Here is a 22024-nt window from a genome sequence, read left to right on the forward strand (position 1 = left end):
TGACCGGCCGTGATGACGGCAGCGCCCCCACCGAAAGCGAGCGAGCATGACGACAAGTCAGTCTCCTGAGCCGCCCCACGCCGCCGAGGGACCGGTCGTACGCACGGCGGCGGGCGCCTTGCGCGGGTTGCGGGAGGACGGGCTGGCGGTCTTCCGGGGCATACCGTTCGCCGAACCCCCGGTGGGGGAGGCGAGGTTCGCGGCGCCCCGCCGGGCACGCGCCTGGGAGGGGACGCGCGAGGCGTACGCCTTCGGGCCGCCGCCCCCGCAGGATCTGGGCATCCAGGGGCGCACCGGCGTCCTGGAGGCACCCGAGGGCGACGACTGGCTGACGGTGAACGTCTGGACACCGGACCCGGATCCGGCCGTCCGCCGCCCGGTGATGGTGTGGATCTACGGCGGCGCCTACAAGCTGGGCCACTCCGGCAGCCCCGGCTACGACGCCCAGCACCTGGCACGCGACGGCGACCTGGTCGTGGTCTCCCTCAACTACCGCGTCGGCATGGAGGGTTTCGCCCAGATCGAGGGGGCGCCCGCCAACCGCGGCCTGCTGGACCAGGTGGCGGCGCTGGAGTGGGTGCGGGAGAACATCACGGCCTTCGGCGGCGACCCCGACCAGGTCACGGTCTTCGGGGAGTCGGCGGGCGGCGGGTCGGTGGCCGCGCTGCTGGCGATGCCCGGCGCGCGGGGCCTGTTCCGGCGGGCGATCGCCCAGAGTGTGCCGGGCACGTTCCTCTCCACCGAACTGGCCGGGGACATCGCCCAGGCTCTCGCGGCGGAGGCCGGCCTGCGCCCCACGCTGGCCGACCTGGCGACGACCGACCCGCGCCGGCTGCCGGAAGCGGGGCAGTCGCTGGGCGTCAAGATGCCGCAGTACATGGGCCGTTGGGGTCAGATCGCGCCGACGATGACACCGTTCTCCCCGGTGGTCGACGGCGAGGTGCTGCCCACCACCCCCTGGCAGGCGCTGGCCTCCGGCTCCGCCCGGGACGTGGACCTCCTGGTGGGCCACAACCGCGACGAGTACCGCCTCTTCCTGGTCATGGGCGGGATGTACGGCAAGATCACCGAGGAGCAGGCGACCGGCGCCCTGCGTCTGTTCGCACCGGGCGGAGAGGCGGGGGTGCAGGCCTACCGCGAGGCCTTCCCCGAGGCGTCGCCGGACGAGCTGTACGAACGGGTGCAGACCGACTGGCTCTTCGGCATACCGTCACTGCGCCTGGCGGAGGCGCAGACCGCGGCCGGCGGCCGGGCCCACCTGTACGAACTGACCTGGGGCGCCCCGGGCAACGGCGGGCTGCTGGGCGCCTGCCACGGCCTGGACATCCCGCTGCTGTTCGGCACGTTCGAGGCGGACCTCGCCAACCTCCTCTTCGCGGGCACGGGCGTCACCCCCGAGGCCGAGGCCCTCTCCGCCCGCTTCCGCACGGCGTGGACGGCGTTCGCGAGGACGGGAGACCCGGGCTGGCCGGAGTTCGACCTCCAGAACCGCCTCACCCAGGTACTGGACACGACACCGACGGTGACGCCGTACCCGGAGGAGCAGAGCCGAAAGCTCTGGGAGGGCCACGAGTTCACCCCCTCGCCGTTGCTCGGCTGACCGGCGGGAGCGGGGCTCAGAGGTTGCCGAGGGGTTCGATGTCCATGTGGACCGGGGTGCCCCAGACCCGGAGCACCTCGTAGTCGGTGAACTCGTGGACGAGCCGGTAGGCCATGGCCGGCCGGGACCCGCGGCGCTGGGCATTGAGGTACAGCTCGGCCTCGCGCCGGTCGCGGCGGGGGGTGCCGCACAGCTCCCACTCCCGGCCGTTCCACGCCTCCGGCAGCCACCGCTGCTGGGCCTGCGGCCGGTCGGCGCGCACCCCGTACCGGGACATCGAGGGTTCCGCGGCCGTCTCGCCCTGCACCGGACGGGGCCCGCCCGCGTACTCCGACCGCCGGGCGGCCCGCCGCCGCGTCTCGCAGAGCAGACACAGATCCGGGGCGCTCTCGTCCACGGGCCCCTGCGGATGCTCGGCGCACCGGGTGGTGGGCGCGGCCGCGCTGACGCTCTCCTCCAGCAGGTCGAGAGCGCGCCGGAGGTCGTCCTTGACCTCGTGCAGCCTGGCGTCGGGCGTACTGGCGGTCAGCGCCTCCCCGTGCTCGCCGAGCAGACGAAGGGCACGACCCAGGGAGGTGAGCTGGGAGTGGTTCATACGTTCCAGCGTGGCACACGGCGCTGACAACGCCGCCAGAACGTGACGTCAGGCGCTGCGACCGCCACGGATCCCGGCGACGCGGGAGCGGACCTCGGGAGGTGACAGGGGCCCGTTGTGGCTGCACGGATCCCCGCCGGGCGTCTCGACCGTGACGACGGGGACGCCGCCGAGCCGGCCGGGCGTGGTCGTGACCTCGGGAGGCAGCGGTATCGAGGTCATCATCGTGTGGAAGACCGCACTGCTTCCGCCACGTCGCCTCCGACGTCGAGCGGGGCGTGCCGGAGCATCTCGTCGAGGTCGCGGTGTTGCTGCCCGGACATGGTTGTGCCTTTCGTAGGGGGGCGGAGGTGGAGGTGGAGGTGCCGGCGCTCAGCGCGGCGGGCCGACGATGATCTGGCCGTACAGGTCGGCGGCCTCGGCCATCAGGTCCTTGGATATCTCGAACCCCTCCGGCCGGGCGGTCGACAGGTCGCGCCCCGCGTGCCGGAACATGCCCTCGATGCCGCCCGGAGTGCAGATCATCAGCAGGTCGGCGGTGTCGGAGGTGATCCGGTAGCCGTGCGGGACGTTCTTGGGCAGGTAGACGATTCCGCCCTCCGAAAGCTCCAGCTCCTGGTCGTCCGACCACACCAGCGCGGTGCCCTTGATCAGCATGAAGATCTCGTCCTCGCGGGTGTGCACGTGGTACGGCGGCGCCTCCCCCTTGGTGACGCTGAACCGACCCACGGTCAGCTGTCCGTCGGTGGCCGCGCTGTCCAGGAGGACGGCGAACTGCCCGCCGTCGAGCCATTCGAGCTTCTGCTGCTGGTCGGGCTGGGCGAGGTACATCATGCTCACGGCGAGGTCCGTTCGGTGTGGGTGACCGGTGGGGGTGACCATCCCGCGCCGATGATCCTCTTCCGGAACCGGGCGCCGCCAGACGCGGAGGTGGGACCAGCAGTACCACCGGCAACATCACCGGCAGGGCCTCCGACCGGCCCTTCGCATACGATTCAGATGCGTGGTCCGTTATGCGAGCATATGGGGAGCTCTGTCATGGACGGTCTTGCTGATCTGGGCGGCACGCCGGGATGGGGCCCCGTGCACCCCCCGCCCCCTGACGAACCGGTCTTCGCGGAGCCCTGGCAGCGTCGGGCCTTCGCCCTCGCGATCCTCTCCGGCCGTGTCGCGTCCGGCGGCGTCAACACGGACGCCTTCCGGCACGCCCTGGAGCGCCTGGACCGGGCCGCCTACTTCGACGACGGCTACTACGGCCGCTGGCTCAACGGCGGGGAGCTGATGCTCGCCGACAGCTCGATCCTGGCGCCCGGCGCCATCGACGCCCGCGCCCGCAACCTGCGCGGCGAACACGTGCCCGAGCCGCCGGTCCCCGAGCCCGCCCGGCCCGACTACGCCCCGACCGCCCCCGGCTCCCTGCGCTCCCTGGACACCGCGCCCGCCTTCGCCGCGGGCGACCGCGTCCGGGCCCGGGCCACACCCGTCCCCGGGCACACCCGGCTGCCGCGCTACGCCCGCGGCCGCACCGGCGTCGTCCAGGCCGTGCGGCCCGCCTCCGTGCTCCCGGACACCAACGCCCACTTCCGGGGCGAGAACCCGCAGTACGTCTACTCGGTGCGGTTCGACTCCCGAGAACTGTGGGGCGCCGACGCCGAACCCTTCGCGATCACCGTGGAGATGTACGAGAGCTATCTGGAGGCTGCCGCATGACCACCGCCGGACCAGAGGAGCGCCTGCCCCCGGCCCTGCGCACCGAGGCGCTGGAACAACTGCTCACCGAGCGGGGCCTGATCGACCCGAAGGTGATGAACGGGATCATCACCGAGTACGAGACCAACGTCGGCCCGCTCAACGGCGCGAAGGTCGTCGCCAAGGCCTGGACCGACCCGGAGTACCGGCGCCGGCTCCTCGACGACGGCACCGAGGCCATCCGGGAACTCGGCTTCTCGGGGCCGCAGGGCGAGCACATCGTCGTCGTGGAGAACACCCCGACCACCCATCACGTCGTCGTCTGCACGCTCTGCTCGTGCTACCCGTGGCCGGTGCTCGGCCTGCCGCCCGGCTGGTACAAGGACCCCGCCTACCGCGCCCGCGTGGTGAAGGAACCGCGCCGGGTGCTCGCCGAGATGGGCCTCGACCTGGACGACGACGTGCAGATCACCGTCCACGACTCCACCAGCGAGGTCCGCTGGCTGGTCCTGCCCGAACGCCCGGCGGGCACCGAACACCTCTCCGAGGAGGAACTCGTGCCCCTGGTGTCCCGGGACGCGATGGTCGGCGTGGCCAAGGTGGCGGCACCGTGACCGCGCCGCTGGAGGTCGAGGGCCCGGCCGCGCCACCGCGCTCCAACGGCGAACTGGTCTTCGCCGAGCCCTGGGAGAGCCGTGCGTTCGGCATGGCGGTCAGCCTGTACGAGGCGGGCGCGTTCAGCTGGCCGCAGTTCCGGGCCGCGCTGATCGCCCGGATCGCGGCGGCGCCGCGCGACGAGCCGTACCGCTACTACCGGTTGTGGCTGGCCGCGCTGGAAGACGTGCTGGTCGGCGTGGACGCGGTGTCGAGGGCCGAGATCGCCGCACGCGCCCAGGCCCTGGCGCGGCGCCCTCCGGGCCACGATCACGAGGTCACTTCTTGACGCCGTCCACGAAGGCGGACCAGGCCTCCGGCCGGAACGCGAGTGTTGGGCCGTGAGGGGCGGTTTTGGAGTCTCGGACGGGGATGAGGGTGGGGAGGCCGGCGGCTGCTTCCAGGCAGTTACCGCCGCCTTGGCTGTAGCTGGACCTGATCCATACGGCCGTGCTCTGGTCGTACTCAAGGATGTTCCTCATGGGCGTAATCCTGCGCCAACGCCTCCATAAGGGCCAGGGAGTTCTCTTGTGACAGAGCAGAGGCCACGAGGAGATCGAAGGCGAACCTGAGTTGGGCGACGGTGGCCGGGTCGTCTTCCAGCCGCCCCGTGTGAACGCCCTCGAAGTAGGCCAGCTGAGGGGCGTCCTCGAACTCCATCAGTTTCAGAGCACCCCGCATCGCCGTGTGCGCTCCGGCGCTCAAGGGCAGCACCTGCACGATGGCCCGGCCCCGGCGGGTCAGGGCCGCGATGTGACGCAGGGCCTCCGCCATCACCGCTCGGCCACCGGTTTCCCGAAGCAGCGCCGCCTCGTCAAGAACGACCCACAACACTGGCTTTGTTGGGTGATCGAGAAGGCCGGTGCGCTCCATGCGGCCTTCCGTCCACTCCTCGACGGTCCCCTCCGGAGCGGTCGGGTCGTACGCGCGGTTCACCGCCCAGGCATAGGCACGAGTTTGCAGCAGCCCGGGGATCAGCAGCGGCGAGTACTCCCTGATCGCCGTGGCTTGAGCCTCGGACTCCGCTGCGTCGGCGAAGTGCTCCTCGTACCTCGACTTGGCCGCTGCCTTGCAGTTGCGTGTGAAGAAGCCCCCAGTCCCCAGGACTTCATCCAGCATCCGCGCGATATCGGGCAGCATCCGCCGCGTCCCCGCCTCCAACTGCCCGATGAACGACCCGCTCACGAACAGCCGTTGCCCCAGTTCCGTCTGGCTGAGGCCGGCCTTCTCGCGCGCGTGCCGTAACTCGGCCCCCAGGAGTGCTCGCGGTGACGACGACGGGTCCAGGTCCTTCGGTGCCGCCATGGGCAACTCCCTGTTCCACGGACGAGGTTGTTGGGATGTCGTATCTAGCCAGGTTAGAGCCGTGGCCGACACGCTGTGTTGCGAATGGTCAACTCAGCGTGGAGGTGGGAAAGGTGCGGCCGACCGAAGAAGTCGTGGAGTCGTTGCGGATGGCCCTGAAGGGCGCCGGGGTCGTGCTGCCGTCGTTGTGCGTCGATCCGGTGACTGGTGCGAGTGACGAGCCCTTCGCCCTGGTCGAGCTGGGGCGTTGCAACGTCCGGGTGGCGGAGCGGCTGGCCTCGGTGGTGCGCGGCGAACGGCCGCCCGTCGGGACGTGGGTGACGGACGTACGGGACGGGCGGATCGGCGAGGTGATGGGGCACGTCGGCGGCAGGGTGCAGCTGCGGCCCGTGGCCGGCGGGCGGGAGTGGGACTGTCCGGCGGAGTCGCTGGAGCTCACGCCGCCGGACGAGGTGCTGCGGGAGCAGGTGCGGTGGGCCAACAGGGCTCGGCGGATGCCCTGTTGAGGGCGGTCAGTCCGCGTTCTTATGGCGCGTCATGATGAGCAACTCGGCGACCTGCCGACGGCGTCTGCGTCCGAGGGTGGTGTCGTCGATGAGTTCGTTGAGGACTGTCTGCGCTCGCTGCGGGTCGATCCCTGAGAGCCACTTTGCGGCCTCCAGGCGGTGGGCGGCCTTCGTCGCGGGGTCCAAGGCGATCTTCGCGTGCAGTGCGGTGGCTGTGTCGTGGTCGGCGTCGTGCAGAAGCCACGCCACCGTGATGCGTTGGCCGATGCCCAAGGTGGTGTCGGCGGCGAGGGTGCGCAGGAGTTCCGCCCGTCCGGGCTTGTCCAGCGTGTTCAGCACCACCACGGCCTGCATCCGGTGTGAGGACAACGCATCGGCATCGCGAGCGAGGGCGTGCAGTCGTCGGACGGCGGTTGCCGGATCGGTTTCGGTCAGGGCCAGCGCCGCTTTCATCTGGTGCGACGACTTGGCGCCCCCTGTCGTGTCCGGGGCGAGGTCGCCGAGGAATCGGGCAGGCCGTTCCGCCGGATCAAGTTCGGCGAACGCGCTTGCCGCGAGTGCTCGGGCATAAGCCCATGCGGTGGGGTCTGCCGCGATTTCCCGGAGGGCTTCCGTGCCGGCCGCCTTGTCGGCGGTGCTCAGTGCCGCGGCCACCCGCAAGCGAGCGAATGCTTCGAGTGACCGATCACGGGCGAACTGGTTGAGCAGACTCACGCAGTCCTTGACCACGTCCTCGGGCAGCCAGGTTCCCGACTGCGCCTGCTTGATCAGGAACTGGGGGCCCTCGGCGCCCGCACGCCTCGAGGTCATCCAGGTCAGGAACTCGGTCTTGAGCGGGTGGTCGTTGGGCGTGATGTCGAGGAGGAAGCCGCCGAACGGGTCGTACTGGGGCGGTGTCCAGCGCTTGCCGAGCCGCCGCGGTGGCCGGGCCGAACGCAGGAACGTCTCCCGGAAGACGACCCGGAGTCTCTCCTCCTCGTCGGCGACATGGCGAGCGGCGAAGTACTCCAGGAAGGTCTGGTGGGTGAAGACCAGGTCGTCCGAGCGCCGGATCAGCAGGCCGGTGCCGGACAGGACCGATTCCAGGAACTCCCGCCAGCGTCTTTCCGGCACCGCCGTCGGCCGTTCGGCGCACTCGTGATCCTGTACGGCGTCGAGGACGGCCCGGCCCTCGTCTTCGTCGGTGAAGAGCAGCCGGTGGGCCAGGTGGGCGAGGATCGGCCGGAGGTTCTGGACGGTCCGTTCCGCCCCGGCCTCGGCGTCGGAGCCGTACTGCCGCAGGGCGGCCCGGGCCTGTTCCACGGCGCCGGCGGCGTACTGGCGCTCGTGCAGCAGGTCCATGAACCTGCGGTAGAGGTCGCCACGCCCGCGAGGGGGTGGCTCTGTCGGGGCTTTGGCGCGGAGCTGGCAGAGCATGGACATCATGAGCGGGACCCGGGCGAGATCGATCAGCCCCATCGCGTGCAGTGTGCCGAGGAACTGCTGTGCGGTCTGCTCGGGTTCGGTGACGTCCAAGGCGCGGAACCAGCCGCTCGCGACGCGTTCCAGTTCGTCGGCGCGGAACGGCTCCAGTGCGTAGCACGGGACCTGCGGGCCGAGGATGCCTTGTTCGGCTTCGCGCACGGGGCGGGTGGCCACGACGAACGTGTACTGGTCGCCGGCGTGGGCCACCGTCCTGAGGACGTCCTCCCGGCCGGAGACGCTCGTGATCTCGTCGAGGCCGTCGACCAGCACCAGCCAGCCGTGCCCAGGGGCCGGACGGTCTTCGAAGAAGGTGTCGGGGAGGGGGGACGTGAGGCCGTACCGGTGGAGCTGGGCGTTGACGGTGCCGGCGAGGGCTCTGCTGAGGGGGGTGCCGACCAGGGCGGCGGCGGGCACCAGGACCGGCGCGGGGCCCGGGTCGGCGTTGCCGTCGAGCCATTGGGTGGCACCGTGGGTGAGGCGGGTGCGCAGCAGGCTGGACTTGCCGCCGCCCGGTCCGCCGACGACCAGACAGACCCCGTCACCGGTCAGGACCTCGTCGGCGGGCCGTGGCGGGGCTGCGGGGAGCAGGCCGCTCGCCATGAGCGCGGCGTTCCCGGTTCTCTCCTCGGCGGGCGAGTTCCGGCTCACGACCTGCTGGCGCACGTAGACGTGGGACAGCGGTGGCATGGTGCCGGGTACGACCCCGGGGTACGGGTGCTCGGTGGCGGCGAGCCGGGCGGCGGTCAGATAGCGCTCCAGATCCGTGCCGACCTGGCGCAGCCGGGGACGGCCGTCGCCGTGGCGTTCCAGTACGTCGGCGAAGCCGGGGTCGTCCACGAACGAGCGGGCCGGACACGCGTGCAGCCGGCGGTTCCGGAACGCCTCGTCGTCGTGGATGACGACCCCGACGAGATGGTCCCGGCAGAAGACCGCGCTGCCGGAGGCGCCGGACCAAGCCCTGCCGCCACTCCTGGAATCCGCTTCCGGCGCGGGGCCCTGGTCGAGGACGTACCGGTCCTGGTCGCCGCTGCCCCCGCCCAGCACGGGCAGCTCTCCCCGCAGGTGCTCGACGCCGAACTGTCCGTTGCTCGTCGTCGCCGCCGGGAAGCCGAGCGCCTCGTAGGGGAGGGGGCCGTTGCCGACCGGGCGGCCCCAGCGGACCGTGCCCGGTGCCTCGACGGACTCGTCGAGCAGGAGCAGGGCGACATCGCGGCCGTCGGGGTGGGTCCAGCAGACCTGTGCCGCGCAGCGCCGGGTGTCGTCCTGGGGGTGCCCCACGCGTACGTCGACGCGTGGCCAGGCGGCTCCCGGGTGCTCCTCGACGACGTGCCGGGCGGTCAGTACCAGGCGCGGTGCGATCAGGTACCCGCTGCCGATGCGGCGGAACCCGGTGTCCGCTCCGCCCCTGACCAGGGTGAGACGTCGGCGGTCCACCTCAGTCCTCGTCGTCCCAGGAGCCGGACCGCGACCCGCTGATCTCGGGGCTGCCGCCGCCCGTCGCCCGGTCCCTGACCCGGAGCTTCAGCGTCAGCTTGTGCGACCGGGCCGACGAGTGTCCGGCGCCCGCGCCCGCCGTGGCCACCCCGAACTGGAGTTTGCCCTCGCCCTTGACGTCGTCGCGCAGTTCCAGCAGCAACTCCAGCTGGGCTTCCTGGATCTCGAAGGCGAACTGTTCGTGCGTGCCTCGGTCCTGGGCCTCGTACAACTCCTGCCGCAACTCCTCGATGGCTGCGGCCAACCCGATCGTCGCCATGGCAACTCCCCCTGAATGCACGCCTCGTACCCGGAAGTGTGCCCTCACCCTGTCAGGCACCGCTGAAACTGGCCAACTTCCGTGACGCGGCTCTCTCCCGACCAGGAACCTCGGCGACGACGTGGACATCACGTACTACTGGCACGGCGCCGACGACGACCCCGGGGACTTCATCACGTGGATCGCGCAGGTGTCGGGCCACCGGCCCGCGAGCCGTCGGCGCTGAAACTCAGGTAGGTGGCCAGGAAGCCGACGGCGTAGCCGGTCAGCAGGCCACCCGCGTAGACCGCCGCCGCCAGGGCCGGGCCCCTGTTCCCGGTCAGCAGGGGGAACAGGGCCCAGCCCGAGGGGCCGATGGCGGTGGCCCCGACGCGGTCACCGAGCACGGCGAAGAAGCCGACGAACGCCCCGCCCGCCGCGCCGCCCGCACAGGCGGTGAGGAAGGGCCGTCCGAGGGGCAGGGAGACGCCGTAGATCAGGGGTTCGCCGACACCGAGCAGGCCGGCCGGGAGGGCGGACCTGATGGTCGTACGCAGTGAGGTGTCGTGGCGGAGGCGGACGTAGACGGCGAGGGCGGCGCCCACCTGGCCGGCACCGGCCATGGCCAGCAGCGGAAGCAGCACGGTGTAACCCTGCTGCTGGATGAGGGTGGTGTGGATGGGGATCAGGGCCTGGTGGAGGCCCAGCATCACGAGGGGGAGGAAGAGGCCGCCGAGGACCAGGCCGGCGAAGGGGCCGGTGGTGGCGAGGAGCCAGTCGGCGGCGGTGCCGATGGCGGAGGAGACGACCCCGGCGGCGTACATCAGGCCGTACAGGGTGGCCAGCCCGGCGACGAGGACGGTGACGGTGGGAGTGAGGAGGACGTCGAGGGCGTCGGGGACGCGGCCCCGGCACCAGCGTTCGACGTGGGCGGCGAGCAGGGCGGCGGCCAGCGCGCCCAGCACCCCGCCCTGCCCCGGCGCGAGCGCCACCCCGAAGGCGGTCACCTTCGCGACGCCCGGATAGACGACGATCGCCGCGACCGCGCCGCCGAGCACGGGCGTCCCGCCGAACACCTTCGCCGTGTTGTAGCCGACGAAGACGCTGATCAGAGCCATGAAGCCGGAGGCGATGGCGGCGAGGGCGGGGGTGAGCCAGGGCAGCAGGCCGGCGTTGACGAGGAGCCCGTTGAGGCCGGCCAGCACCCCGCAGCCGATCAGGGCGGGGATGAGAGGAACGAAGACGTCGGCGATGCGGCGCAGGGCGGTCTTGAGCGGGGTCGCGTTGCGCCGGGCGCGGGCGGCGCGCAACTCGGCTCCCCGGGCGGCGAGCTGTTCGGCCCCGTGGGGGGCGGAGCGTCCGGCCCCGGGCCGTTCGGCTCCCCGACCGGCGAGCCGCTCCGCTCCTTGGGCGGCGAGCGGCTCCGCACCTTGGGCGGCGAGCGGCTCCGCACCTTGGGCGGCGAGCGGCTCCGCACCTTGGGTGGCGAGCTGCTCGGCTCCGTGGGCGGCGGCCTGCTCGGCTCCCCGGGCGGCGAGCTGCTCCGGACCCTGGGTGGCGGTCTGGTCGGCCGTCGCCGGCTTCTCCGCCGTCAGCAGTCGCTGGAACTCGGCGGTCACCGTCACCACCGCTCCCGGCCCCAGCACCACCTGGAGGCCGTCCCCGGCGGCCACCACTCCCAGCACCCCGGGCACCGCCCGCACCGCCTCTCCCGCCACGAGCGAGGGATCGTTCAGCCCCAGTCGCAGACGGGTCATGCAGTGGGCGACGGAGCTGACGTTCGCGGGGCCGCCGACGAGGGGCAGCAGTGCGGCGGCGGTGTCGTACGGCGATCTCTGCACACCCCGAGCGTGCGGGTCAGCCGGCCGCCGTGGCGAGCGCGGCGCGCAGACGGCCGCCGGACTCCTCCAGAAGGCGGGTGGCGGTGGGCCCGTCGACACCGGCCAGGACCACCAGGATGGCGTTCTTCACCTCGCCGTCGGTCGCGGTGAGGGCCTGCTCGATCTCCTCGTCCCCGGCGCCGGTCGCGAGGGCCACGATCCGTCTGGACCGGGCGCGCAGCTTCTCGTTCGAGGCCCGGACGTCGACCATCAGGTTCCCGTAGGTCTTGCCGAGCCGGATCATCGTGATCGTCGACAGCATGTTGAGGACGAGTTTCTGGGCGGTGCCGGCCTTCAGACGGGTGGAGCCGGTGAGCAGCTCGGGGCCGACGACCACCTCGACGCCGTGCTCGGCGGCGGCCGCCAGCGCGCTGCCCGCGTTGCAGGAGAGGCCGACGGTCAGGGCGCCGCGGGCCCGGGCGTGCTCGACGGCGCCGACGGCGTAGGGGGTGCGGCCGGAGGCGGAGACACCGACGACCGAGTCGAGGGCGTCGACCCCGAGGGCGTCGAGGTCCTTCCGGGCCAGTTCGGCGGAGTCCTCGGCGCCTTCCACGGACGTGACCATGGCCTCGGGGCCGCCCGCGATGACACCGACGACCTGACCGGGAGCGGTGTTGAAGGTGGGCGGGCACTCGGAGGCGTCGAGCACCCCCAGCCGCCCGGCGGTACCGGCACCGGCGTAGACGAGCCGCCCGCCTTCGGCCATACGGGCCGAGATCGCGTCGATGGCGGCGGCGATCTGGGGCAGCCGCAGCGCCACAGCGGCGGCGACCCCGGCGTCCTCGCCGTTCATGAGCCGTGCGATGTCGAGGGTGGGCAACGTGTCGATCTCGGCGAGCTCCGGCCGAAACGCCTCGGTGGTGAGCGCCTCCAGCTGCGAGCGGAGGGCGCGGTGTTCGGTGGTCATGGAGAACGGTTCTTTCTGACTCGGTCGAGTGCACCCAGCAGGGGCGCGGGGAGCTGCGCGACCAGCCACATCCGGCCCGCACATGCCCACGACGATCAAGCACTACGGTCTATCGAGGAATGTTCCGGTGCCGATGGGCCAACGCCTCGTAAGACGCCGCCAACGCCGGAGCCGCCGCCTCGTACGTCCGCTGCGCAACACCCACGAACAGGCAGTCCACCACCAGCAACTGACTGGTCCGCGAGGACATCGCGGCCGGCCGCAGCTCACTCTCCCGCGCGGTCGAGGTCGTCAGCACATGGTCGGCGTACTGCGTCACCGAGGAATCCGGCCGCCCGGTGACGGCAACGGTCGTGGCCCCCCGCTCGAAGGCGACCCGCAACGGCTCTATGACATCCCCGGTGGCCCCGGAGTGCGTGATGGCGATGGCCACGTCACCCGCCCGCAACTGCACCGCGTTGGTGACCGCCAGATGCGGATCGCTGTGCGCGTGCGCTATCAGCCCTATCCGCAGCAGCTTCTGCGTGAGGTCCTGGGCGACCAGCCCGGACGCCCCGATGCCGTAGACGTCGATCCGCCGTGCCCCGGCGAGCGCGCTCACCGCGGCCCCCAGCTGCACGGTGTCCAGGCCGGCGGCCGTGTCCGCGAGGGTCTGCTGCTCGTCGTAGGCGAGTTTCGCGACGACGTCGGCGATCGGGTCGTCGACGGCTATGTCGGTGGTGATCGCGGGCGCCCGCCCCGACTGCTGGTGCGCGGCGAGCCCGGCGAGGGCGAGCCGCAGATCGCGGTAGCCGGGGTAACCGAGCAGCCGGGCGGTGCGCACGACGGTCGCCTCGCTGGTGCCGGTGCGCTCCGCGAGTCCGGTGACCGTGAGGGCCGCGCAGCCGGCGGGGTCGCCCGCGACGGCTTCGGCGACCCGCTGCATGGAGCGGGTCATGGAGGGGGCGAGGGTGCGCACCTTGGCCGCGAGGGCGGCCGGAGCAGGCGGCGCGCTCCCCGGGGCCGGGGTCCCGCCCGGACGGTTGCCGAAAATTTCCTTCACGTTCTCGGTCACCCCTGAAAGATATTTTCGTTTCGGGCGCCCGGTCAAGACCGCGCACAATAGGACCATGGACCCCGTAAGCCCCCTGGAACAGGCGCTGCACGCAGCCCGCGCCCTGGTGCTCGCCGACCTGGTCGCGGGCGAGGTCGCCGAGGCGGACGTCGTCTCACTGGTCGAGGACTCCGTCGTACAGCGGCGCTGGTGGGTCGAGCAGTGGCCGGACGGGGCCGGGTACGTGGCGGGCCTGGTCGCCCAGGACGTACAGGACGCGCTGCTCGAGCGGTACGGCCGCTGGCCGCTGTGCCCGGTGTGCGGCACCGGCGACCCGCACGCCCTGGACGTCGAACCGGAGCTCGGCCCGGACCCGCACTGGGTGTGCCACAAGGCGGGCGTGAAGGTCGCCTCCGTCGGCTCCCTGGGCCGGGCGACGGGCGGGATGGCGTCCTCGTGACGGTGCTCTCATGAAGGTGCTCCCATGACGGTGTACATCGACCCACCGACCTGGCCGGGCCACGGCCGCATGTGGTCCCACCTGGTCAGCGACGTCTCCTACGCCGAACTGCACGTCTTCGCCGAGGCGTTGGGCGTACCCCGGCGCGGCTTCGAACGCGACCACTACGACCTCCCGTCCGACCGCTACGCGGACGCGGTACGGGCGGGCGCGGTGCGGGTCAGCAGCCGCGAGGTGGTACGGCTGCTCACCCGGGCGGGGTTGCGACGACGGAAGGGGCGGTCGACTCCGTCGGCCCAGGGCTGAACCAGCTCTCGGCTTCGTGGGCGATGCCCCTCTGGGTCGCTCTGTCGGAGAGGCAACTCCGGTTGTACGGGGGCCTTTGCGGTCGGTGATGCGGCTACCGGGTTTCCGTCGTGCGGGTTATCCCCGCAGTTCGAAGGCGAGCCCCTCCGCGTCCTCGCTCACCTTGGTGAAGCCCGCGCGGGTGACGACGGCCTGGGAGGGGACGTTGGCGGGCTCGATCGTGGCGAACAGGGAGCTCACGTCGGCGCGGGACAGGGCCCAGTCGGCCAGGGCGCGCAGCGCTTCCGTGGCGTAGCCGTGGCCGCGGGCGGACTCGGTCAGGTCGTAGCCGATCTCCACCCGGCCCTCCTCGTCCGGCGCGGAGTGGAAGCCCATGCCGCCCACCGCGCGGCCGTCCTCCCGGCGGACCAGGGCGAAGACGCCGAACTCCGGCCGGTGCACGCCCCCTTCGTACGCCTTCAGCATGAAACCGGCCGCTTCCCGGGATCCCTCGTACGGGCCGCCCTCGATCCACGTGAAGCCTCCGTCGCCGCCGAGGCGCAGGTCGCGGGCCTCGGCGGGGCGGATGCCGACGAGGTCGAGGCGGTCGGCGGGGATGACCAGGTTGTTGTGCCAGCGCCACTCGGTGACCGGGGCGCGGCCGGGCAGTTCGCCGCGGCCGGTGGCCCACAGCAGGGTCTCCCAGGGCGTCGGGCCGGGCTGGACGTGCGGGAAGAGCAGCGCCAGGACGGATTCGGCCAGTTCGTCGGACGGCCGGTGGGGGACCCCGAGGCCTGCCGCCATGTCGTGGGTGTGGAGCAGCACTTCGGCGATGCCCATCGCGGCGAAGCCGACCCGGTCCGCGCTGCGGAAGGGGTACGGGTGGAAGGCGCGGACCTCGCGCGGGGTGGTCCGGACGGTGGCGGCGAGCAGGGCGCCGGTCGTCTCGATGACGTGCAGCAGGCCGGAGTTGTCGGTGCCGTCGTCGAGCTTGAGCTCGAAGGGCACGTACGCGTCCTGCGCGCGTCCGGCCAGATTGGCGGCGTACGCGACGAGGTCGTCGGCGACGTGGACCGCCGTCTCGTGGCAGTTCCAGTCCAGGCGCCCTGCCTTCACCTCCGTCCAGTCCCGTGGCACCGCCGGCCGCAGCGTCGCGACACAGCCCGCGACGGCCTCTTCCACCTGATCCCCGCCTATTTCCCGCATGGGCCGCACCTTAGGACGCCGGATCCTGTGCGGTCGACAGCATTTCCAGCTCGGCTGCGAGGTTGTAGCGGGCGGTCGGCTCCCACCGCGATCGGCCGTGCGGGGTCCTGAAGAGGGCCGGCAGGTCGAGGAGTTGGCGGAGGATCGCGGAACGGCCCTCGCGGAAGGCGTCGTTCGGGACGAAGTGGTACTCCTCGCGCACCTCGGCGGTGTAGGCGGCGTACGCGGCGGGCGGGGCGGCGAGGATGGCGAGGTCGGCGTCGCACAGGACTTCGCCGTTGCGGTCGCCGGGGGCCGGGTCGTGCGTGACGGTGAGCCGGACCAGGCGGGCGACCTCGGCGGTCCCGGCGTCGGAGACCCCGGCCTCGGGCAGGGCGCGTTCGGCGAGCCGGGCCGAGCGCTCCTCGTTCTCCGACCGGTCCGGCAGATACACCGCGTCGTGGAACCAGGCGGCGAGCCGCACCAGATCGGGGTCGTCCGCGTACTCCGTCAGTACGTCGACGTGGTCGAGGACCGCCGTGAGGTGGGCGACGGTGTGGTACCGGCGCTGGGGCTCCTGCCAGCGGTCCAGCAGGGCGGTGGCGTACGGATCGGGGTCGGGCAGGCGCGCGTCGTCGCCCCGCGCCTGGAGGAGGGCGCGCCGCCAGCGGACGCGCAGTTCCTGGAGATCGGCCATGCGCCCATTCTCCCGCGCGCCACGGACATGCCCCTAGCGTGGAGGGCATGACTGCTGCTGTTGACGACGTACGTGACCCTTCCCTCCCCGGACGTCTGCTCGCCGTCGAGCGTGACGCGCTGCTCCCGCTCCTGCGCTCCCGGCCGGACGCGGACTTCGCGCTGCCGACCGCCTCGTGTCCGGGATGGACGGTGCGGGATGTGCTCGCCCACTGTTCGGCCGCGCTGGACCGGGTGGTGGAGAGCCGCTTCGAGAAGGGGGTGTTCTCGCCCGAGTCGAACGACCGGGACATCGCCGACCGCGCCGACTGGACGAACGCGCGGGTCCTCGACGAGCTGGAGCGCGGGATGACCGAGGCCGGGGAGGTGATCGCGGGGCGGGCCGACGGGGCCTGGGACGGGATCGCCTTCGGGGAGTGGGTGCACGCCGGTGACGTCCGCGACTGCCTCGGCGAGCCCGGCGCCTACACCGGCGCGGGACGGCCGTACGCGCTCTCGCTGCTGGCCCGGGTCACCCGGGACCGGGGGCGGCTGAGGCTGCAGGCCGACCTGGACGACGTCGACGACCCGCTGCACCTGGGCGTGCCGAGCGGGACCCGGACCCCGGCCCGTTTCATCGGGGACTCGGCGACGCTCGTACGGCTGTACACGGGGCGGGCGGTCGACGGGGCGTCGTACGAGCTGACCGGGGCGGCGGCCGAGGAGCTGAATCTGTACGGGTGAGAGGAGCCGAATCCGCACGGTGAGCGGCCGGGGGCGGTCTCGCGGCCGTATACGGTCCCCACGTACTCTTGGATTGGACTAGACCTCCTGCGGTCGGCCGGCGGCTGATCGGCCGGCTGCGTCAGGGGTACACGGGGAACACCACGGAAGGGGCCCTATGAGCACGCGTGCAGTCCTGGAGGTGATCGCCCTCGACGCCGAGGACGCGGTCGCCGCCCAGGCCGGAGGCGCGGACCGCCTCGAACTGGTCACCGACATGGCGGCCGACGGGCTGACCCCGCCGCCCCGGACCTTCACCGCGATCCGGGCCGCCGTCGACATCGACCTGCGCGTGATGCTGAGGCTGGCGGACGGGTTCGCGGCGGGCGACGTCGACCGGCTGGTCGGGGTGGCCGGGGAGCTGCGGGCGGCGGGGGCCGACCAGTTCGTGCTCGGGTTCCTCGGCGCGGAAGGGGATGTGGACCTGGCGGCCGTGGAGCGCGTGGTGGCCGAACTGGCGGGCTGCCGCTGGACCTTCCACCGGGCCATCGACCGCGCCGCCGACCGCGACGCGCTGCGCAAGCAGCTCGCCGACCTTCCGGGCCTGGACACCTACCTCACCGCGGGCGCGGCGACGGGCGTGGACGAGGGCCTGCCCACCCTGCTGGCCGAGGCCCGGCGCCGCGGCGAGCCGGGGTACGGGCAGACGCTCCTGGTGGGAGGAGGTCTGCGCCTCGACCATGTGCCGGGGCTGCGGGACGCGGGGATCGACGCCTTCCACATCGGCGGCGCGGCCCGGCCCGGCGGCTGGGAAGGACCGGTGTCGGTGCCGGCCGTACGGGAGTGGCGGCGAGTGCTGGACGAAGGGTAGGTCCCTTCGGGCGAGGTTCCCCGCGTTCATTTAAATGAACGCGGGGTTTTTCATATCGGCATGGCCTGTTATATTGAACGAATGGTTCACTCAAACGACTTCCGGGGCTGTTGATGGGCCCGCAGCCCGGGACCGGGCGACAGCCGGTGAGCAGTACGGCGGCCGCCGTCGGCGCGAAGATCCGGCTGCGCCGTCAGCAGCGCGGCATGAGCGCGGCGGAGATGGCCCGGCGCGCCGGACTGAGCAAGGCCACCCTGTCCCAGCTGGAGGCCGGCCGGGGCAACCCGACCATCGACACCCTGGACGCCATCGCGATCGCACTGCGTATCCCGATCGCGGACCTGCTCGCACGCGACGCCGACACCGGCCCGGTCTACCGGGCGGGCACGGAGGCTGAACCCGGCGAGGTCACCCGCGAGTTGCTGCGCCGCATCAGCAGCGGCAACAGCCTGGAGATCTGGCGGCTGCGCATCCGGCCCGAGACCGAACTGGCCGGCGTCCCGCACGCCACCGGCACGATCGAGCACCTGATCATCTCCACCGGACACGTCACCGCCGGACCGGTCGACGCCCCGCACGACCTCGGCCCCGGCGACATGCTCGCCTTCGCCGGTGACGCCCCGCACTTCTACCGCACCGGCGCGGAGGCGGTGGACATCACCGTCGTCTTCGCCTCCCCCATCAGCGCCTGAGAACGGGAACACCCCTCATGACCACCGCCGCCCCCACCGCCACCACCCCGTCCGGCCTGTCCTTCATCAGCGACAACATGGCCGGAGCCTCCCCGCGCATAGCCGCCGCCGTCGCCGACGCCGCCGTGGGCCAGGTCCTGCCCTACGGCAACGACCCCTTCACCGAGCGCGCCCGGGGCAGGCTCGCCGAGATCTTCGAACGGGACGTCGACGTCTTCCCCGTCTCCACCGGGTCCGCCGCCAACGCCCTCGCCCTGGCCGCCCTCACCCCGCCGTGGGGCAGCGTCCTCGCCCACCAGGACAGCCACATCCACCACGACGAGTGCGGGGCCCCCGAGTTCTTCACCGGCGGCGCCAGGCTCGTCGGACTCCCCGGCCTCGACAGCAAGATCGACCCCGAGGCACTCCGGACGGCGGTGCGCCGCCGGGCCGGCGACGTCCACAGCGTGCAGCCGTCCGTGGTGAGCATCAGCCAGGCCACCGAGAGCGGCAGCGTCCACACCGTCGAGGAGATCCGCCGGCTGTCCTCGATCGCCGGGGACGCGGGCCTGCGCGTCCACATGGACGGCGCCCGCTTCGCCAACGCCCTGGTCCACCTCGACGCCACCCCGGCCGAGATGACCTGGAAGGCGGGGGTCGACGTCCTGTCCTTCGGCGCCACCAAGAACGGCGCGATGACCGCCGACGCCATCGTCTCCTTCGACCCCGCCCTCGCCGCGGAACTCGCCTTCCGGGCCAAGCGCGCCGGTCAGCTCACCTCCAAGATGCGCTTCCAGACGGCCCAGCTCGACGCCTACCTCACCGACGGCCTGTGGCTGGACAACGCCCGCCGGGCCAACGCCATGGCCGCCCGCCTCGGTGCCGGCCTCAAGGCCGTCCCCGGCGTCGGCCTCCTGGCCGCCCCGCAGGCCAACATCCTCTTCTGCCGGCTGCCCCAGCACGTCACCGACGGGCTCCTCGCCGAGGGTTACGCCTTCTACCACGACCGCTGGGAGCCGGGCGTCGTCCGCTTCGTCACCGCCTTCTCCCACCACGCCGAGGACATCGACCAGCTCCTCGACGCGGTCCACCGCCACAGCGCCTGAACCCCACGACGGCGTCGAGGACCGGATCGGTGCGCCCGAACCGGCCCTCCACGACGGGGGTGCGTCAGGTCAGTTGGGGCGGGAGCGGGGCCGTGTGCGTCACGATCAGGCCGGAGACGGCCCGGGTGAGGGCGACGTAGAGGCGGCGCAGGCCGGTGCGTTCGTCGGGTTCGCCGTCGACGACCGCCTGCGGCTCGTCCAGGACCACGTAGTCGTACTCCAGGCCCTTCGCCAGTGACGCCGGGACCAGGGTGAGACGGGTCTCGGCCGTCGTCTCCTCGCCGGGGGCGAGATACCCGATGCCCGCCGCCGTCAGGGCCTCCGCGAGCGCCGGTACCCGCGCGTCCGCCGCGATCAGGCCCGTCGATCCCTCGTGGCGCAGCAACTCCTCGCAGGCCGCCACGGTTTCGGCGGTGCCGGCGATCGAACGCACCGCGAAGAAGCCGGGGTTCTCACGGACCGACGCCACCGGGGTGAGGCCGGGGGCGATGTACGGGAGGAGCCGGGAGGCGTACGTGATGACGTCCGTCGGGACGCGGAAACCGGCCGTCAGTTCCTCGATCACGCCGTCCGACTTGCCGAGGTGGGACAGGGCCTCGTCCCAGCTCCGGGTCGCCCAGGGCGTGGTGCCCTGCGCCAGGTCGCCGAGGACGGTCGCCGAGCCGGTGGTGCAGCGGCGGCCGACCGCGCGGTACTGCATGGGCGACAGGTCCTGCGCCTCGTCCAGGACCACATGGCCGAGGGAATGCGTCCGCTGGACGAGATCCGTCGTCTCGTCGATCAGCACCGCGTCCGCGGCCGACCACCTGGCCGCCTTGACGCCGCGCACCGCCTTCGCCCAGACGATCGTCTTCTGCTCGTCGTCGGTGAGGATCCCCTCCGCGTGCACGGCGAGGAAGTCCGCGTCCGTGAGCAGGCGCAGCACGAGTTTCGCCGGGTCGACGGGCGGCCAGACCTGTTTGACGGCCGCCTTCACCGCCGCGTTGCGGGCCACCGAGTCCTGCACCCGGTCGTCGGGAGCCTCGCCCGAGCGTTCCATCTGGACCAGCACGGCGTGTGCGATGCGCTGCGGCAGGGCCTCGCGCGCCGCGCCGTACCGGATGCCGCGGTCCAGCAGCTCCCTGACGATGTCCTCCAGTTCGTACGCCGGGACGCGCCAGCGCCGGGAGCCGCGGACCACCACGACCGGTTCACCGGGCATCGTGACGTGCGCGTACACGGCCCTGCGCAGCACCTCCGCCATCCGGGCGTCGCCCTTGATGACCGCGGCGGGCGCGGTGTCGGTGCCGCGCACCTCGACGCCGTTCGCCACCAGGTCGTCCACCGTGGCCTGCTGCACGGTCAGCTCGCCCAGCGCCGGGAGCACCTGCTCGATGTAGTGGAGGAAGGAGCGGTTCGGGCCGATGACCAGGGTGCCGGTGCGGGCGAGGCGCTCCCGGTGGGCGTAGAGGAGGTAGGCGACCCGGTGCAGGCCGACGGCGGTCTTTCCGGTCCCCGGCCCTCCCTGCACGCACACGGTTCCGCCGAGCCCGCTGCGCACGATCTCGTCCTGCTCGGGCTGGATGGTCGCGACGATGTCCCTCATCGGGCCCACGCGCGGGCGCTCGATCTCCTGCTGGAGCAGCTTGCTGGTCCGGGCCGCCTCGGCCGGGTCGGACAGGTGCTCGTCCTCGTAGGCGGTGATGTCGCCGCGGGTGTACCCGAAGCGGCGGCGCAGTGCCACGTCCATCGGGTCCTTCTTGGACGCGCGGTAGAACGGCTGCGAGACCGGTGCCCGCCAGTCGATGACCATCGGGTCGCCGTCGTGGTCGTGGACGTGCCGGCGCCCGATGTAGAAGCGCTCGCCGTACGCCCCCTCGGCCTGGTCGGCGCCGGGGGCGTGCAGGTAGTCGAGGCGGCCGAAGAAGAGAGGCGTGTCGCTGAGGTCGGCCAGCGCCTTGATGCGCTCGTCGATCTGGCGGGCGAGGACCTCGGCGTTGACCCAGTTCGCGGTGACGTCGCGGATGTCCAGCGACTCGACGTCCTCCCGCATGGCCCGCAGAGCGGACCGGGAGCCGGCGAGGTGGGCGCGCTCACGGGAGAGGGGGTCGGTGGCTTCGGCGTGCGGGTCCGTGAGGGGGTCGTGGGCGGGCGTGGACAAGGGGGTGCCTCCGAAGGCCTGCGAGTGGGTGGCGCTCAGGTGTGAGGGGCGCACGGGTGGCGATCAGCCGACCGGTTTCCGTCCGGGCGGCGGCACTCCGGGGAAGGAGGCGGGCAAGAGCGGAGATTGTAGTGAGGCGGGGGCGGGGGAGGCCAATGGATTTCCCTCGGCGTGCCGAGGGGGGCTGGGGCGCCCAGGAGAGGGAGCGTCGGGAGCGTCCCCTAGGGGGAGCGTCCCTCGTGAGGTGGGGCGGAGGTAGGGGGTGGGGTCCATCGGCGGGTGGACTGGCGGAAGCCGGAAATTGGGCCCGTGGACCGATGCCGTACGCGTGTCCGAAGTTCCACCATTGAGGCATGAGCGCAGCAACCATCCATCCAGCCCCCAGCCGTCCGCCGGGCGCCACCGCCCTGGACGGGGTCCCGCACCCCCAGCACCGTCTGGGCGACGCCCTGCGTGCCGTCAAGGTCTTCGTCGGCGCGGCGTTCCGCGTCGTCATACTCGGCGAATACGGCGAGGAAGCAGGCATACGCCGCAGGTGACGGC

At 72.4% G+C, this 22024-nt stretch carries 24 protein-coding genes; 12 read left to right on the forward strand and 12 right to left on the reverse strand.

The window, feature by feature from the left end:
• Positions 1–46: 46 nt before the first annotated feature.
• Positions 47–1600, forward strand: coding sequence for a carboxylesterase/lipase family protein (locus ACWDGI_RS24425; RefSeq protein WP_450762277.1), 1554 nt, complete (start codon positions 47–49; stop codon positions 1598–1600).
• A 16-nt stretch (positions 1601–1616) separates the two neighbouring features.
• Here the strand turns inward: ACWDGI_RS24425 and ACWDGI_RS24430 are convergent, their stop codons facing one another.
• Entirely contained in the window at positions 1617–2195 is a 579-nt protein-coding gene (locus ACWDGI_RS24430; protein WP_450762279.1) for a hypothetical protein, read from the reverse strand.
• Positions 2196–2567: 372 nt separating this feature from the next.
• Positions 2568–3029, reverse strand: coding sequence for a cupin domain-containing protein (locus ACWDGI_RS24435; RefSeq protein ID WP_450762617.1), 462 nt, complete (start codon positions 3027–3029; stop codon positions 2568–2570).
• A 204-nt stretch (positions 3030–3233) separates the two neighbouring features.
• Between ACWDGI_RS24435 and nthB the strand changes: the two genes are divergently transcribed.
• Genes nthB through ACWDGI_RS24450 form a run of 3 tightly spaced genes read left to right on the forward strand, consistent with a single transcriptional unit; the run spans position 3234 to position 4827 of the window.
• Entirely contained in the window at positions 3234–3905 is a 672-nt protein-coding gene (gene nthB / locus ACWDGI_RS24440) for a nitrile hydratase subunit beta (RefSeq protein WP_450762281.1), read from the forward strand.
• Positions 3902–4498: a nitrile hydratase subunit alpha gene (gene nthA / locus ACWDGI_RS24445; protein ID WP_450762283.1), complete on the forward strand. Its 597-nt coding sequence runs from the start codon at positions 3902–3904 to the stop codon at positions 4496–4498. The genes nthB and nthA overlap by 4 nt, the downstream gene beginning before the upstream one ends.
• The gene (locus ACWDGI_RS24450; RefSeq protein ID WP_450762284.1) at positions 4495–4827 is read left to right on the forward strand and encodes a nitrile hydratase accessory protein; all 333 of its coding nucleotides are present in this window, start codon (positions 4495–4497) and stop codon (positions 4825–4827) included. Before nthA ends, ACWDGI_RS24450 begins: the two co-directional genes overlap by 4 nt.
• Here ACWDGI_RS24450 and ACWDGI_RS24455 read toward each other — a convergent pair.
• Both ACWDGI_RS24455 and ACWDGI_RS24460 read right to left on the reverse strand, forming a co-directional pair.
• Positions 4817–5020, reverse strand: coding sequence for a DUF397 domain-containing protein (locus tag ACWDGI_RS24455; RefSeq protein WP_450762286.1), 204 nt, complete (start codon positions 5018–5020; stop codon positions 4817–4819). The genes ACWDGI_RS24450 and ACWDGI_RS24455 overlap by 11 nt on opposite strands.
• A complete protein-coding gene (locus ACWDGI_RS24460; protein WP_450762288.1) occupies positions 5004–5843 on the reverse strand; it encodes a helix-turn-helix domain-containing protein in 840 nt (279 codons plus the stop codon). Before ACWDGI_RS24460 ends, ACWDGI_RS24455 begins: the two co-directional genes overlap by 17 nt.
• 113 nt (positions 5844–5956) lie before the next feature.
• Between ACWDGI_RS24460 and ACWDGI_RS24465 the strand changes: the two genes are divergently transcribed.
• Positions 5957–6349 carry a hypothetical protein gene (locus ACWDGI_RS24465; RefSeq protein ID WP_450762290.1) on the forward strand — a complete coding sequence of 131 codons (393 nt, stop codon included), beginning with the start codon at positions 5957–5959 and terminating at the stop codon, positions 6347–6349.
• Between the two features lie 6 nt (positions 6350–6355).
• Here the strand turns inward: ACWDGI_RS24465 and ACWDGI_RS24470 are convergent, their stop codons facing one another.
• From ACWDGI_RS24470 to ACWDGI_RS24490, 5 genes are all read right to left on the reverse strand, one after another.
• Entirely contained in the window at positions 6356–9247 is a 2892-nt protein-coding gene (locus ACWDGI_RS24470; RefSeq protein WP_450762292.1) for a trypsin-like peptidase domain-containing protein, read from the reverse strand.
• Position 9248: 1 nt separating this feature from the next.
• Positions 9249–9566, reverse strand: a complete 318-nt coding sequence (locus ACWDGI_RS24475) for a trypco2 family protein (RefSeq protein WP_450762294.1) — start codon at positions 9564–9566, stop codon at positions 9249–9251.
• Between the two features lie 173 nt (positions 9567–9739).
• Positions 9740–11386, reverse strand: coding sequence for a PTS transporter subunit EIIC (locus ACWDGI_RS24480; protein WP_450762296.1), 1647 nt, complete (start codon positions 11384–11386; stop codon positions 9740–9742).
• Between the two features lie 16 nt (positions 11387–11402).
• Positions 11403–12332: an N-acetylmuramic acid 6-phosphate etherase gene (gene murQ / locus ACWDGI_RS24485; RefSeq protein WP_450762297.1), complete on the reverse strand. Its 930-nt coding sequence runs from the start codon at positions 12330–12332 to the stop codon at positions 11403–11405.
• A 109-nt stretch (positions 12333–12441) separates the two neighbouring features.
• A complete protein-coding gene (locus ACWDGI_RS24490) occupies positions 12442–13386 on the reverse strand; it encodes a MurR/RpiR family transcriptional regulator (protein WP_450762299.1) in 945 nt (314 codons plus the stop codon).
• Positions 13387–13441: 55 nt separating this feature from the next.
• Between ACWDGI_RS24490 and ACWDGI_RS24495 the strand changes: the two genes are divergently transcribed.
• The gene (locus ACWDGI_RS24495) at positions 13442–13825 is read left to right on the forward strand and encodes a hypothetical protein (protein WP_360485709.1); all 384 of its coding nucleotides are present in this window, start codon (positions 13442–13444) and stop codon (positions 13823–13825) included.
• Between the two features lie 24 nt (positions 13826–13849).
• Positions 13850–14131 (forward strand): DUF4031 domain-containing protein, encoded by a 282-nt coding sequence (locus ACWDGI_RS24500; RefSeq protein ID WP_450762301.1) that lies wholly within the window; start codon positions 13850–13852, stop codon positions 14129–14131.
• A 117-nt stretch (positions 14132–14248) separates the two neighbouring features.
• Here ACWDGI_RS24500 and ACWDGI_RS24505 read toward each other — a convergent pair whose 3' ends face one another.
• Positions 14249–15316 (reverse strand): GNAT family N-acetyltransferase, encoded by a 1068-nt coding sequence (locus ACWDGI_RS24505; protein ID WP_450762303.1) that lies wholly within the window; start codon positions 15314–15316, stop codon positions 14249–14251.
• 10 nt (positions 15317–15326) lie between these two features.
• Positions 15327–15992, reverse strand: a complete 666-nt coding sequence (locus ACWDGI_RS24510) for an HD domain-containing protein (protein WP_450762305.1) — start codon at positions 15990–15992, stop codon at positions 15327–15329.
• Between the two features lie 47 nt (positions 15993–16039).
• Here ACWDGI_RS24510 and ACWDGI_RS24515 point away from each other — a divergent pair, with 47 nt between their 5' ends.
• From ACWDGI_RS24515 to ACWDGI_RS24530, 4 genes are all read left to right on the forward strand, one after another.
• On the forward strand, positions 16040–16714 hold the full coding sequence (locus ACWDGI_RS24515) for a maleylpyruvate isomerase family mycothiol-dependent enzyme (protein WP_450762307.1): 675 nt from the start codon (positions 16040–16042) through the stop codon (positions 16712–16714).
• A 157-nt stretch (positions 16715–16871) separates the two neighbouring features.
• Entirely contained in the window at positions 16872–17564 is a 693-nt protein-coding gene (locus ACWDGI_RS24520) for a copper homeostasis protein CutC (RefSeq protein ID WP_450762309.1), read from the forward strand.
• Between the two features lie 146 nt (positions 17565–17710).
• The gene (locus tag ACWDGI_RS24525) at positions 17711–18256 is read left to right on the forward strand and encodes a helix-turn-helix domain-containing protein (RefSeq protein WP_351711382.1); all 546 of its coding nucleotides are present in this window, start codon (positions 17711–17713) and stop codon (positions 18254–18256) included.
• A 17-nt stretch (positions 18257–18273) separates the two neighbouring features.
• On the forward strand, positions 18274–19341 hold the full coding sequence (locus ACWDGI_RS24530) for a threonine aldolase family protein (protein ID WP_450762311.1): 1068 nt from the start codon (positions 18274–18276) through the stop codon (positions 19339–19341).
• A 64-nt stretch (positions 19342–19405) separates the two neighbouring features.
• Here the strand turns inward: ACWDGI_RS24530 and ACWDGI_RS24535 are convergent, their stop codons facing one another.
• Positions 19406–21481, reverse strand: coding sequence for a HelD family protein (locus tag ACWDGI_RS24535; protein WP_450762313.1), 2076 nt, complete (start codon positions 21479–21481; stop codon positions 19406–19408).
• A gap of 353 nt (positions 21482–21834) precedes the next feature.
• On the opposite strand from ACWDGI_RS24535, the gene ACWDGI_RS24540 reads away from it, so the two are divergent.
• The gene (locus ACWDGI_RS24540; protein WP_450762315.1) at positions 21835–22020 is read left to right on the forward strand and encodes a hypothetical protein; all 186 of its coding nucleotides are present in this window, start codon (positions 21835–21837) and stop codon (positions 22018–22020) included.
• Positions 22021–22024 lie beyond the last annotated feature (4 nt).

The organism is Streptomyces sp. NPDC001220 (genome assembly GCF_053597895.1).